The organism is Geobacter sp. FeAm09, assembly GCF_008330225.1.
Lineage (GTDB): Bacteria > Desulfobacterota > Desulfuromonadia > Geobacterales > Pseudopelobacteraceae > Oryzomonas.
In genome coordinates, this window is record NZ_CP042466.1 from 2,315,172 (window position 1) to 2,328,223 (window position 13,052).

10 protein-coding genes and 1 pseudogene are annotated in these 13,052 nt (G+C 56.6%); 6 read left to right on the forward strand and 5 right to left on the reverse strand.

Features of this window, described 5'->3' with window-relative positions:
- Nucleotides 1–94: 94 nt before the first annotated feature.
- From FO488_RS10810 to FO488_RS10820, 3 genes and pseudogenes are all read left to right on the forward strand, one after another.
- Nucleotides 95–625: a tRNA (cytidine(34)-2'-O)-methyltransferase gene (locus tag FO488_RS10810; RefSeq protein WP_205743259.1), complete on the forward strand. Its 531-nt coding sequence runs from the start codon at nt 95–97 to the stop codon at nt 623–625.
- Nucleotides 622–1,826 (forward strand): annotated as a pseudogene (gene truD / locus FO488_RS10815) (tRNA pseudouridine(13) synthase TruD). The gene FO488_RS10810 and the pseudogene truD overlap by 4 nt, the downstream one beginning before the upstream one ends.
- 176 nt (nt 1,827–2,002) lie before the next feature.
- Nucleotides 2,003–3,385 carry a TatD family hydrolase gene (locus FO488_RS10820; protein ID WP_149210578.1) on the forward strand — a complete coding sequence of 461 codons (1,383 nt, stop codon included), beginning with the start codon at nt 2,003–2,005 and terminating at the stop codon, nt 3,383–3,385.
- 212 nt (nt 3,386–3,597) lie between these two features.
- Here the strand turns inward: FO488_RS10820 and FO488_RS10825 are convergent, their stop codons facing one another.
- The 5 genes from FO488_RS10825 to FO488_RS10845 form a co-directional block, all read right to left on the reverse strand.
- On the reverse strand, nt 3,598–6,498 hold the full coding sequence (locus FO488_RS10825; protein WP_149210579.1) for an ATP-binding protein: 2,901 nt from the start codon (nt 6,496–6,498) through the stop codon (nt 3,598–3,600).
- Between the two features lie 836 nt (nt 6,499–7,334).
- Complete coding sequence (locus FO488_RS10830) at nt 7,335–7,889, reverse strand: nitroreductase family protein (protein ID WP_149210580.1); 555 nt, start codon at nt 7,887–7,889, stop codon at nt 7,335–7,337.
- A 58-nt stretch (nt 7,890–7,947) separates the two neighbouring features.
- Complete coding sequence (locus FO488_RS10835; RefSeq protein WP_149210581.1) at nt 7,948–8,703, reverse strand: energy-coupling factor ABC transporter ATP-binding protein; 756 nt, start codon at nt 8,701–8,703, stop codon at nt 7,948–7,950.
- A 148-nt stretch (nt 8,704–8,851) separates the two neighbouring features.
- Nucleotides 8,852–9,655: a cobalt ECF transporter T component CbiQ gene (gene cbiQ / locus FO488_RS10840; RefSeq protein WP_149210582.1), complete on the reverse strand. Its 804-nt coding sequence runs from the start codon at nt 9,653–9,655 to the stop codon at nt 8,852–8,854.
- A gap of 68 nt (nt 9,656–9,723) precedes the next feature.
- Nucleotides 9,724–10,740 (reverse strand): energy-coupling factor ABC transporter permease, encoded by a 1,017-nt coding sequence (locus tag FO488_RS10845; protein ID WP_149210583.1) that lies wholly within the window; start codon nt 10,738–10,740, stop codon nt 9,724–9,726.
- 188 nt (nt 10,741–10,928) lie between these two features.
- On the opposite strand from FO488_RS10845, the gene FO488_RS10850 reads away from it, so the two are divergent.
- From FO488_RS10850 to FO488_RS10860, 3 genes are all read left to right on the forward strand, one after another.
- Nucleotides 10,929–11,144, forward strand: coding sequence for a 4Fe-4S binding protein (locus FO488_RS10850; protein ID WP_149210584.1), 216 nt, complete (start codon nt 10,929–10,931; stop codon nt 11,142–11,144).
- Nucleotides 11,145–11,208: 64 nt separating this feature from the next.
- The gene (locus tag FO488_RS10855) at nt 11,209–12,267 is read left to right on the forward strand and encodes a 3-methyl-2-oxobutanoate dehydrogenase subunit VorB (protein ID WP_149210585.1); all 1,059 of its coding nucleotides are present in this window, start codon (nt 11,209–11,211) and stop codon (nt 12,265–12,267) included.
- A gap of 37 nt (nt 12,268–12,304) precedes the next feature.
- Nucleotides 12,305–13,048: a thiamine pyrophosphate-dependent enzyme gene (locus FO488_RS10860; RefSeq protein ID WP_149210586.1), complete on the forward strand. Its 744-nt coding sequence runs from the start codon at nt 12,305–12,307 to the stop codon at nt 13,046–13,048.
- Nucleotides 13,049–13,052 lie beyond the last annotated feature (4 nt).

The following is a 13,052-nucleotide window of genomic DNA, read 5'->3' on the forward strand; positions in this document are numbered from 1 at the left end:
TTTGTGGGTTCATAGTAGCCTTGACGGACGAAAATTGCAAGAGGGGGAAGGGTATACGGGGCAGGCAGTGTTGATTTTGAACGGCAAGTGGTCTATGGTTGATATTTTCATCAAAGCCAAGGAACGCGCCGTGCCCCACAACATGCCATTCAACATCGTGCTGGTCGAACCGGAGATCCCTCCCAACACCGGCAACATCGCCCGCCTGTGCGCCGCCACCGGCAGCGTGCTGCACCTGGTGGGGCAACTCGGGTTTTCCATCGACGACAAACACCTGAAACGGGCCGGCCTCGATTACTGGGAACATGTGGCCATGCGCCGCTGGGACACCCTGGAGGAACTCCAGGCAAGCGCACCCCGGGGCCGTTTTTTCTATCTCAGTACCAAGGTTGCCCGCAGCTATCTGGAGGCCGGCTTCCGGCCGGGGGATTTCCTGGTCTTCGGGCGTGAAACCAGGGGGTTGCCCGAAGAGTTGCTCAAGGCCAATCCGGACACCTGCATCACGATCCCCATGCCGGCCGGCGCCGTACGGAGCCTGAACCTGTCCACCTCGGCGGGGATCGTCCTGTACGAGGCCCTGCGCCAGTCAGGCGGGCTCGACCACACGGAACGGGAGGCCCCATGATACCACCCCGCCCCTACCTGACCGCCGCCCTCCCCGGCACCGGCGGCACGATCAAGGAATCCTGCGACGACTTCCTGGTGGAGGAAATCCCGGCCTACCCCCCTGCGGCTCCGGCGACCACGCCTACCTGACCGTGGAAAAGCGCGGCATCACCACCCTGGAGGCCATCCGCCGCATTGCCCGGCATCTCAACGTCGCGGAGCGCGCCATCGGCTACGCCGGGATGAAGGATGCCGCCGGCGTCACCCGGCAGACCATCTCCGTGGAGCACATCAAACCGGAAGCGGCCAACGGGGTGGAACTGGACGGCCTGAAGATCGTCGCCGCCACCCGCCACACCAACAAGCTCAAGCTGGGGCACCTCAAGGGAAACCGCTTCCGCATCGTTATCCGGGACATTGGGGCAAACGCCGGAGAAGCCGTCCCCGCAGTCCTGGAGATTCTGCAACAACGGGGCGTGCCCAACTATTTCGGCTACCAGCGCTACGGTAGCCAGGGAAACTCCCACCTGATCGGCGCGGCCATGCTGCGGCGCGACTGGCAGGGGGCCACGGACCGGCTCATGGGAGAACCTGAGGCGGTGCGCGACGAGCAGTGGCGAGCCGGAATCCACGCCTACCAACGGGGCGACCTGGCCGGGGCGCTTGAGCTGTTCCCCCGCCACTGCCGCAGCGAGCGGGAGGTACTGCAACGGCTGGTCGTCCGGCCGGACGGGTTCGAACGGGCCTTTGGCGCCATCCACCCCCGCCTGAAAAAGCTCTACCTCTCGGCCCTGCAATCCTGGCTTTTCGACCAGGTGGTGGAACGGCGCATCGGACACATCGACACCCTGCTGCCGGGAGACTTGGCATGGAAGCACATAAACGGCGCCTGCTTCCTGGTGGAGGATGCGGATACGGAAGCGGAGCGGGCCCGTGCCTTTGAAATATCCGCCACCGGGCCGATCTTCGGCTGCAAGATGAAGCAGCCTGCGGGGAAACCCCTTGAAATCGAACAGCAGATTCGCGACAATGAAGATATACGGCCGGCAGATTTTGACCTGGGGGGCGGCTTGCGGATGGAAGGGGAGCGGCGGCCGGTGCGGGTGCCGCTGGAAACCCCCTCCTTCCGGATCGAAGGCGACAGGTTGGAGTTGGAGTTCAGCCTGGTGAAGGGGAGCTATGCGACGTCGCTGATCCGAGAAATAACAAAAACATTCTGATTATCTTGCCCGAGAGAGATAATAGTCAACACAAACAGGTTGTTCAAAAATAGTCAGATCGTCGCACCCGCAGGAAGCCCCGCGGAGGCGTAGCAGCGCTACGCCGCACAAGAGGGCTTTCGAGGACGGCGGCGAGCGAGATGGCTGTTTTTCAACAACCTCTAGAGGAACCATTGATGAATAACAACAGCATCCTCATCGATTCCCACTCCCACATCTACTACCGCGACTATGCCGGCGATTTCGACGCCATGCTGAAACGGGCCGAGGATGCCGGGGTGGGCGCCATGCTGGTGGTGGGCACGGATATGGAAACGAGCCGCGAATCGGTGGAACTGGCGGAGAAGTATCCCCACATGTATGCGGCGGTTGGGGTCCACCCCCACGATGCCGGCCGGGTGACGGAGCAGTGCTACGACGTCATCCGGGACCTGGCCCGGTCCAGCGCAAAGGTGGTGGCCATCGGGGAGATCGGCCTGGACTTCTACCGGGACCACTGCCCCCGCGACGAGCAGGAGGCCGTGTTCCGCCGTTTCCTGCGCCTGGCGCACGAGTTGGAGCTGCCGGTCGTCATCCACGACCGCGACGCCCATGAACTCATGCTGACCATCCTGCGGGAAGAGCAGGTGCACCGGGGGGTGCTGCACTGTTTCTCCGGCGACGCCGCCATGGCCGCCCAAGCCCTGGACATGGGGCTGTATATCTCCATCCCGGGCACGGTGACCTACCCGTCCAACGAGGCGCTGCGCGAGGTGGTACGCAGCGTCAGCATCGACCGCCTGCTGGTGGAGACCGACTGCCCCTACCTGACGCCGGTGCCCCACCGCGGAAAACGCAACGAGCCGGCCTACGTGCGCCTGGCGGCGGAGAAGGTGGCCGAGGTCAAGGGGCTGTCCCTGGAGGATGTGGCCCGGATCACCACCAAGAATTGCCGCGACCTGTTCGGCATCCGCCTGTGGGATCAGTCCACCAAGATCGCCTACATGATCCGCAACTCGCTCTACCTGAACATCACCAACCGCTGTTCGAACCGGTGCAGCTTCTGTGCGAAGTTCGACGACTTCACCGTCAAGGGGCACAACCTGCTGCTGGACGGGGAGCCCTCCTTCGAGGAGATCATGGCGGCCGTGGGACAACCGGAGGGGGTCGATGAAGTGGTCTTCTGCGGCTACGGCGAGTCGCTAATCCGGCTGGAGCTGGTCAAGCGGGTGGCGGCCGAACTCAAGCAGCGCGGCTACCGCATCCGCATCAACACCGACGGCCAGGCCAACCTGGTCCACCAGCGCAATATCCTGCCAGAGCTGGCCGGATTGGTGGACAGCATCTCGGTCAGCCTGAACGCCCCAGACAGCGCCACCTACGGCAGGCTCTGCAACACCCCTTTCGGCGACGCCGGGTTCGAGGGGGTATGCGACTTCATCCGCATGGCGCGGGAGCATATCCCCCAGGTCGTGGCCAGCGCCGTAACCGTGCCGGGGGTCGATATGGAAGCCTGCCGCAGGCTGGCCGAGTCGTTGGGTGTGGAATTTCGCGTGCGGGAATATTCCGAGGTGGGGTGAAGGGGAAATGCCCGTGATCGTTGTCACGGGAGAGAACGGGGTGGTTCGAGTCCACACCAGGGCCCCAAGTGGGCACTGGCAAGAACACCTATTATTGTAACGGTTCCGCGCTTGACCTGACGGGCGGATTTTAGCCCGATCATGGTCCTAGCGCTTGTTATGCATCCACGCAGTAGCACCAATAGAGAGCAATTTAGAAGGGGGAGGTCAATTTACGTCCTCATTGTTTTCCATTCTGGAATTCCATCCATAACAGTTTCATCAATTAGTTTGATAAAACTTCCATAAAGGGATTTTATTTCTTCTTCTGTAACATTGTGAGAGCAGGAATACTTGAACGTCCAGGCACAGAGCTCATCAAGACCGTCTGTAGTGACCTTTTTCTGATTCTTGTCAAAGAAAAACGGTAATACAAAGTGTTCATGAAAGGGATGAACGTCTGATAATGAGTGGCACCAATCCAATTTTTCTATGTTTGCTGCCAGTTTACTAAACTCATCCCATACTGGCAGGGCGCGACGACCTCCAACGCCTCTCATTCGCTGCTTTATTGCATCTAAAAGCACACTTCGTAAATAGTTCGTTCCAATTGGTGGCAATGCTTGCTTTGAGAATATTAAAGTTGCGCCTTTCCACTCAGGTGTAAATTCAATTTGAATATTGCCTTTTTGCTCATTCCATAATCTAAACAGCAGCTTATATCTAGGTGATGAAATCTCTGTTGTATCTATAACTAGCCCACCTTCTGGCGGTTCCATATCGTTCACATTCGAATTCATTTCTCTTAAATAGAATTTAAAGTTGTCCAAATTACAGATTTCATTAATTGTACTGCCAACCTCGTTTAAGGTCATATTTCTCCAAGTTTCCACTAATTCTGGACGTGCACTAATTTTGTCATGCCAGAAAAGAAATGCTGATGCAGCATGTTTCTCTACATCAGACAGATTTTGAAGATCAATGTTGCACAAGTAGCTTGTAATAGTTTCAATCAATATTTTATAAATATGTTCATATGCAGAGTCCTTAACCTCATTTCTATTGACAGTTAAGGTGTCTGGAGCCAACTCAGCTAAAATATCTGCCTGAAATAGAACGAATGGAATTTCAGCATGCCATTTCTCAATTTTCTGCCCTCGAAATGCAAGCCATGTTCTAAATTGTCGGTTAATTATGAATTTAGGGTCAATAAGCATTACTCCAGTTTCTAAGCTAAAGTAGCGTGGTGGTTCCTCTGTGCTTGTTTTATTTGTGTTTAGAAGTTGTTCACCAAATTTAATAATTAAGTTTATTGGTGATAGAGCAGAGAATCTCAGTATTTCGTCAACCATACGAGCCGGTTCGCAAGGAAGATCGGACATAAGAATCGGATCAAAATCTGACAGAATGTAGCTAGTGACATTATCCTCAAAATTCATACTATATCGCTTGGGTATTGCTTCAGTGTTGATTGCAATTGACAATAATGTACCACTCTCTCGTCCTGGCAAATGTGTCGAGCTCTGAAGGTAAATTAAACCACGCTGAGGGCCAATTGGTGACGTCATTTTGATTTTAAGAGCATCTCCAGTGAATAAGCTCTTGGTTTCAAACTGAATCTCGTGTGAAATCAAAAAAGCACTTTGAAGTCCAATACCAAATGCACCAGACGGACACATCCATTTTGGCATTTTTGATATGATAGCCTTTCTATCAGGATTCTTAGATGAAGCCCCAACAGACTTCATAAACTTCAAATCCTGCTTTGAGATTCCAATTCCTCGATCTCTAATATCTAACTGCCATGTAACTCGGCCCCCCTCAGCTTCATTTGTTTTGAATAGGTTCACTTCAATTGGATACCGACTGAATAATTCTCTTACAGCAGGGGATATTGGATCTTGCCAGTCGATGGATTTATCAGTTGAATCCGAATTTTCACCGTGGGTAAGCCAAATTCGGATAAGAGTCGCATCTACCGCGTTTTGTAAAAGCTCACGTAAGCTTTGCAAACTATCACGGTATAGTCCGGCCCCTTGTAGCAGTTCAATTGTTTTCTGTGGATCTACTCCAAAACGAGGACGCTGACCAGGATCCAGTACTTCATGTGGTGGAGTAAGGTTAACTTCCAGCTTCCCTAATGTCGGTAATAATCCAAACTGACGATTTGGTACGATATCTTTCCAGTGGGTCATCTGACACCGTAGTTCATCCTCTATCCAGCGGAACCAAAGATCAGTAGCTTCATAACTCTCATAATTCGGACACTCAGCCGTTATCTCAACACGATCAGGGTCAAGCCGGAAATGGCGAATAGCTGCATGCTTGTCGATGTGTGCTTGGCTAGAGGGTGGAATTTCTCCTGCAATTCGGAGCATGACTGGACAAAAACGATTATCATCCAGATCAAAAAGATCTCCTAATCGGAGAAGACAAGCCACAAATCTTGGGTGACAGTCTTCTGTCGCCATGCCTGTTTCACAGTGTGGTAACGATTCAACAATGGAGTCGAAACTGCTGCCATGTGACCGGCATATTTGGCCTATTAGACGAAATAACCTCATTGGAACTAGTTCGTTTCGTGGCGAAGCAATTCCTGCTTTAAGCCAAGGGTCTCCAACAATTTCAGCTGCACGCTTTGGATGGCGAACGCGATACCAACCAGCCAAAAGTTGCCGATAAAGATCTACTGCTTGATGTGGGGTATCAGCAGCTGAAAAACAGTTTTGAACATCAAAACTGGAAAACTTCTTTGCAAATAACTGGAGTTCATGGCCATTTTGTGAAGCTATGTCGGTGACGTATTGTTTAAACTCAAAAGATTGCATGTCATCGGTAATGTCTTTAGATGTTATAACCATACCGATATCGTGCCAGTAAGCAGACTCTAATAACAGCCAAGTATCAGTAGTCGTTAATGTTTCCAGAGTATCACCCAGGATACGCTCAATGTTGATAAGAATTTGTCGAGAATGTGATGCGTCATGCCGGCTATAGTGAGGGAAAATAGCTGCTACATTCTGTAATGCTTTAGGAATCAATTCTTCATCAAAATTCCACTGAGACAGCAAAAGATTAAGATGAGGGTGTTCCTTTGATTTTTCGCGAAGGTGCTGCATCAATCTTCCGGCCATAGCAATACCTCACTCATCCATTTAATTGAGTTTTGCCTGATTGGTCTTTTATGTATAACTCGTTAATCTAAGGTTTCCCAATATAAGTAACTTGTTACCTGTATTGGGTGTTTGTTTCCTATATAAGTAACCGTGTAGGTTACCTATATAGGATACCTACGTCTTTTTCGATTGGAACCATTCGTGATTCCCCCCGTTTCAGTAACACGGGGGCTTGAACATATATTCGGTCAAAAACATAATTCTCCTGTCCGTTAAAATCAATTTATTCAAGGCCGGTGCGGCAGGATTTTCCCCCTCTGGGGGGGGAATGGGACCAGGCTTCCAAGATGCCAACTTAGAACATTAACATAACAACTCGGTAGCCTGCCCCCGACGTCCTTCCCCCTGCACTTCACCTTCTACTCCACGCAAAAATGAATTTCAACGCAAATTCAAAGTGTTAAAAAAAGAAGCATCACAAGGGGTCAACTCTACATTCTACACAAAATGGAAAAAGTTGACACGCCCCCTGGGAATAAAATGGGACCAGGCTTCCAAGATACCAATTTAGAGCATTAACGTAATAACTCGGTAGCTTGCCCCCAGCGCCCTTTCCCACCTACACTTCACCTTCTACTCCACGCAAAAATGAATTTCAACGTAAATTCAAAGTGTTAAAAAAATTAACACACAGGATCAATTTGTTTATCCTCCTGTTTTCACATTAAAAAAGGCGCCTGGAACGTGTCCAGGCGCCTTTGGTTGCGTTATTTTGATACAAAAAAACTTTACGGCATGATCGTACCCATTGAGTGACACCCCGCGTCGAGAGCCCTGCCGAACCGGAGGCGCCTTCAGCCGACGTAATGTACCGAACCCTTCCGCTTACGCTCGCCAAGGGTAAATTTGTTCTCATCCGCGGCATACCCCGCAACGACCGCACACTGGAGCTTGTAGCCGTCCGGTATGCCGGCCTCCTGCACCAGGTCAAGGTTATTCGGGCCATTAAACGCCAGTGTCGGAGAAACGAGGTAGCACGAGCCCAAACCCAGGCTGGTCGCCATAAGGAGCATGTTCCCGGCGGCAAGCGCGGTATTGACGGCACCGTAGGGGGCATCGGCCGGGCCGGAGAGCAGGAAGAGCACCGGAGCGCCGTACAGCGGCTGGTATCCGGGCAGAGCTGCTCGTTGCTGAAGGAATTCATTGCCCGAGTGAATCATTGCATCGAGCGTACGGTCATTGATTTTTTGCCGCAATCCCGCAGTGCGGACAACTGAAATCTGAAAGGGACCGGCGTTGGGCGCACACCGGGCCGCCTCGATTATCTTTTCCATAAGATCGACGGGGACCGGTGCATCCAAGTATGCTCTGACACTTTTTCTCGTTAGAATCGCCTCTGAAACATTCATACTCATCCTCCCTGAAAATTGGTGCAACTACGTACTATCCGAACGGCAATCACTCCTGTCATTTCGCAATGCCGCACACCGGGCACCCCTGCATGGACAGGGGCTTTTCGAGCCGGCATTCGGCCAAGAGGGCCGCATCGGCGAAGATCTCCCGGGTCGGGCCGTCCGCCTTCACCTCACCCTCGTGGAGCACGATGGTTCGCTCGCAGAGATCGAGGACCATGTCCAGGTCGTGGCTGGTAAAGATCCGGGTATGGCGGAACTCCCTGAGCAGCCCCATGAGCTGCCGCCGGGCAAAGGGATCGAGCCCGTTGGTCGGTTCGTCCATGACCAGAATGTCGGGCGACATGGAGAGCACCGTGGCAATGGCCACCCGCTTCTTTTCGCCGCCCGAAAGGCGGTACGGCGGCTTTGCCTGCAAATGCGCCGCCCCAACCTTCTCCAGGGCCGCCCGCACGCGCTCGTCCACCTCCCCGGCGGGCAGGCCCAGGTTGAGCGGGCCAAAGGCAACGTCGTCGTAGACCGTAGGCATGAACAGTTGGTCGTCGGGATTCTGGAAGACCATGCCCACCGTGCGCCGGATATCCGGCAGGGTCTCCCGGGTAAGGGGAAAATCGCCGATGCGGATCTCGCCCGCCGTCGGCGTCAGATAGCCATTGAAATGCTGCAACAGGGTGGACTTGCCCGCGCCGTTGGCGCCGATGACCGCCACCGACTCCCCGTGGGTGATGCGCAGGGATACATCCCGCAGGGCCGGCGTCCCGTCGGGATAGGTATGTTTCAGCCCTTTTACTTCAACGATGTGATGACTCATGCACCTATCCCCGTTACAAGAGGTTGTTGAAAAACAGCCATCTCGCCGCCGTCCTCGAAGGCCCTTTTGTGCGGCGTAGCGCTGCTACGCCTCCGCAGGGCCTTCTGCGGGCGCGACGATCTGACTATTTTTGAACAACCTGGGTTATTCAAAAGCCTGCCAGTGCCCCAAGCAGGTGGGCCACCGGCACCAATCTGACGGTAATGAAGAACAGGCTCCAGCCCAGGACGAATACCGTCTCCCTGGGGCCGAAACAGAACTGCCGGCGGGTGTGGAACGCGCCGGAAAACCCCCGCGCCAGCATGGCCATATGGATGCGCTCCGCCCGCATCCAGGTCCGGAGCAGCAGATGGCCGATCATGGACCCGTAAATCCCGATGCCCCGTCCCCGGTTGCCGAAGGTCCGCAGCTCCCGCGCCCGGGACACCTGCGCCCCCTCTTCCGTCAGCACGAAGATATAGCGATAGAGAAAGAGCAGTTGCACGGCAAAGGGCTGGGGCATGCCCATACGCTCCAATGCCGCGCAGATGCCGGGAAAACCGGTCACGGCCACCAGGACCAGGGCCGAACTGACCGTGAGGACGGCCCGCACCACGATGGAGGCGAAGGATACCCACCCTCCCGTAATGCCCAATCCCCCGACCTGCAGCACCACCTGCCGGTCGAGCAGGGGGTTGAACATGCCGACCATGACGGCAAACGGGATGATGACGGCAATCTTTTTCGCCAGGTAGACGACCGGAACATTACCCACGGCGATAATGAACACCGGGAACAGGAAAAAAGGGAGCAGCGTCGCCAGTTCGTACTTCCCGCACGAGACGACGGAGATGATAAAGGCAAGGGTTGCCAGCACCTTGGCACGCGGATCGAGGCGATGGATGGCCGTCTCCCCGTCCGCCAGGCGGTCTAGTTGTTTAAAATCCAGCAAAGTGCCGTCGATACTGCACATGGTTGTTCCCCGCAAAAAAGGGGAGAGCTGTCCGCCCTCCCCGGCAATCTCGAACGGCTACCCGCGCTTCAGGCTACCCAGCGCCGCCTCTTCAGCAGAAAGCCGCCCGCAAAGACGATAGCCAGCGTTATCGCCCCCCCCACGATTCCGGACACACTGGTTCCCAGGTTGGCAACCCCGTCGTTTTTCGTCCTGCTTTCCGTATCTTTGAACGAGTAGTCGGGCAGGAAAGCGGTCCTTTTCTGGAGCGCGGTCACGGCGGCGTGCAGCCCCCCTTCCGGCCCCTTCAGCTCTTCCGCCCCCGTGACCTTGGCAATGGCCCATTCCAGGCCGTCGGGATTTTTCGAGGCAAACCCGGAGAGGACGCCCCCGATCAGGAGAGCCGCCGCAAAAACGGCAACAAGCGCCACGCGAAACGGGCGTCTGCCCAGGGGACGCGCGCCCATGGCTCCCCGGATAATCTCCGGCCGGGCCGCGCGGACGAAGGTGACGATCGCAACCGTTGCCGCCCCCTCCACCACGCCGATGGCCAGGTGTATGGGCTGCATCAGCAACGCGAAGGTCGAAAACGGCAGGGACGAGATGCCGGAGAAGACGGTTTCCAGCACCACCCCCAACGGCCCCAACTGCAAGCCGATGATCGCCGAGATCATGGTCGCCGCCACGAGGCGCTTCCGCCCCGGGGCGGGGCCGGCTATCCGGGTGTAGACCAGGGGGTACACCAGAAAGGCGGGAATAAACCCCATGTTGAAGATATTGCACCCCAGGGCCAGCAGACCGCCGTCGGCAAAGAAGAGCGCCTGGACCATGAGGACCGACGCAATGGTGAGAAAGGCCGCGTGGGGACCGAGCAGGATCGCCAGGAGGAGTCCCCCTCCCAGGTGGCCGCTGGACCCGGTGGCCGGAATGGTGAAATTGATCATTTGGGCCGCGAAGAGAAACGCCCCCAGCACGCCCATGAGTGGCACCGTGCGATCGTCGAGCTCCGTGCGCACCTTTGAGGAACTATAGGCGATCGCCCCGGCGGAAACCGCCCACATCGCACCCCCGACCGTCGGGGACAACAGTGCGTCTGCCATATGCATGGCACACCCTCCGTGTTACGAAATCATTCTTATGTAGCACGGCGACTATACGATTATGAAAGAGAAGGTGTCAACAAAAAACAGCCCCCCTCCCCGCCCCGTTGTGGCTAACCGTGCAACAAACTTGACTCAGCGGGAACAAATCTGCTATTTGTTTACATTCGACCCAATCAATAAGGAATATCGCCATGCCGCATACGCACATCACCATTGACGAGGCACGCTGCAAGGGGTGCGGACTCTGCACCATCGCCTGCCCCCACAAGCTGGTCACCCTGAGCGATACCCCCAACAGCCACGGGTTCACCGTCGCGCTTTTTTCCGACTCGGGGAAGTGCACCGGCTGCGCCCTGTGCGCCGAGATGTGTCCCGACGTGGCCATCGTGGTATTCAAAGAGAACTGAAGCGGCTTCCACGGTTGATCGGTAGTGAATTAACCGCACGGAGCACGTAAACACGGAGGCACGGTTGTCCGAAAAACTTTTCGTCAAGGGAAACGAAGCGGTTGCCATGGCTGCCATCGAGGCCGGGTGCCGCTACTACTTCGGTTACCCCATCACGCCGCAAAGCGACATCCCCGAATACCTTTCACGCGAACTCCCCCCCCTGGGAGGAGAGTTCATCCAGGCCGAGAGTGAAATCGGCGCCATCAACATGCTGTTGGGGGCATCGGCCACCGGCGTGCGCGCCATGACCTCCTCATCCGGCCCCGGCATCTCCCTCAAGCAGGAAGGCATCTCCTACATGGCCGGCTCGGAGTTGCCCGGCGTGATCGTGGACATCATGCGGGCCGGTCCCGGGCTGGGCGGCATCGACGCATCCCAGGCCGACTACTTCCAGGCCACCCGGGGCGGCGGCCACGGGGGGTACCGCATCATCGTGCTGGCCCCGGCCTCGGTGCAGGAGATGTACGACCTGACCATGCGGGCCTTCGACCTGTCGGACATCTACCGCATCCCGGCCATGGTGCTGGCCGACTCGGTCATCGGCCAGATGAAGGAGTCGCTTACGGCCCATCCCCGCCCCAAGGCAACTCTGCCCGCCAAGGAGTGGGCAGTGCGCGGCCGCGAATCGGGGGAACCGCAAAACATCGTCAAATCCCTCTATCTGGGCGATGGCGAGATGGAGGCGTTCCACTGGAAGATGCATGCCCGCTATCAGGAGCTGGCGGAGAAGGAATGTCGCTGGGAGGAAATCGAGACCACGGATGCCGCGCTGGTAGTGACCGCCTTCGGCTCGACGGCCCGCATTGCCAGGACCGCCGTGGCCATGGCCCGGGAGGCGGGCATGAAGGTCGGGCTGCTGCGGCCGATCACCCTCTTCCCCTTTCCCCGGCAGGCCTATGAGACAATCTCAGGATACTGCAAGCGCTTCCTGACCATCGAACTCAGCACCGGCCAGATGGTGGAGGATGTACGCCTCTCCGTGGCCCGGGACGCCGAGGTCGCCTTCTACGGCCGCCCGCCGGGCGCCGGCTCGCTGCCGACGCCGGAGGAGCTTTTCGAGCAGATCAAAAAGCAGTATTGACGCGCAGGCGCATCGCGCGCTGCGGATGAGGGATTCGATGAAACAGGTATTCACCAGGCCCGAGAGCCTGAAAGATGTCCAGACCCACTTTTGCCCCGGCTGCCACCACGGCTCCGTCCACCGCCTGGTGGCCGAAGCCATGGACGAGTTCGGCATCAGGGACAAGACCATCGGGGTCGCTTCCGTGGGCTGTTCGGTCTTTCTGTACGGCTATTTCGACATCGACGTCATCGAGGCGCCCCACGGCCGGGCACCGGCCGTGGCCACCGGGGCGAAACGGGCCCGCAACGACCGGATCGTCTTCACCTATCAGGGGGACGGCGACCTGGCCGCCATCGGCACCTCGGAGATCATCCACGCCGCCAACCGGGGCGAGGACATCACCGTGATCTTCGTCAACAACACCACCTACGGCATGACCGGCGGCCAGATGGCCCCCACCACCATGGTGGGACAGAAGACCTCCACCTCGCCCTATGGCCGCAACCAAGCCAAGGACGGCTATCCGATCCGCATGGCCGAACTGCTGGCCCAGCTGGAGGGGGTGGCCTTCTCGGCCCGCGTGGCGGTCAATTCCCCCCGAAACGTCATGCAGGCCAAGAAGATGATCAAGACCGCCTTCCGCTATCAGGTGGAGGGGCGAGGCTTTTCCTTCATCGAGGCCCTGGCCGCCTGCCCAACCAACTGGGGCATGAATCCGCTGGCCGCCAACGAACGGGTAGGCAGCGAAATGATCCCGTACTTTCCGTTGGGCGTCTATCGCAATACCGCCAACCTTTAATCGG

Excerpts from the sequence above, each read along its gene's own strand:
- FO488_RS10810 (WP_205743259.1), top strand. The coding sequence starts at position 95 with ATGGTTGATATTTTCATCAAAGCCAAGGAACGCGCCGTGCCCCACAAC.
- FO488_RS10820 (WP_149210578.1), top strand. The coding sequence starts at position 2,003 with ATGAATAACAACAGCATCCTCATCGATTCCCACTCCCACATCTACTAC.
- FO488_RS10825 (WP_149210579.1), bottom strand. The coding sequence starts at position 6,498 with ATGGCCGGAAGATTGATGCAGCACCTTCGCGAAAAATCAAAGGAACAC.
- FO488_RS10830 (WP_149210580.1), bottom strand. The coding sequence starts at position 7,889 with ATGAATGTTTCAGAGGCGATTCTAACGAGAAAAAGTGTCAGAGCATAC.
- FO488_RS10835 (WP_149210581.1), bottom strand. The coding sequence starts at position 8,703 with ATGAGTCATCACATCGTTGAAGTAAAAGGGCTGAAACATACCTATCCC.
- cbiQ (WP_149210582.1), bottom strand. The coding sequence starts at position 9,655 with ATGTGCAGTATCGACGGCACTTTGCTGGATTTTAAACAACTAGACCGC.
- FO488_RS10845 (WP_149210583.1), bottom strand. The coding sequence starts at position 10,740 with ATGCATATGGCAGACGCACTGTTGTCCCCGACGGTCGGGGGTGCGATG.
- FO488_RS10850 (WP_149210584.1), top strand. The coding sequence starts at position 10,929 with ATGCCGCATACGCACATCACCATTGACGAGGCACGCTGCAAGGGGTGC.
- FO488_RS10860 (WP_149210586.1), top strand. The coding sequence starts at position 12,305 with ATGAAACAGGTATTCACCAGGCCCGAGAGCCTGAAAGATGTCCAGACC.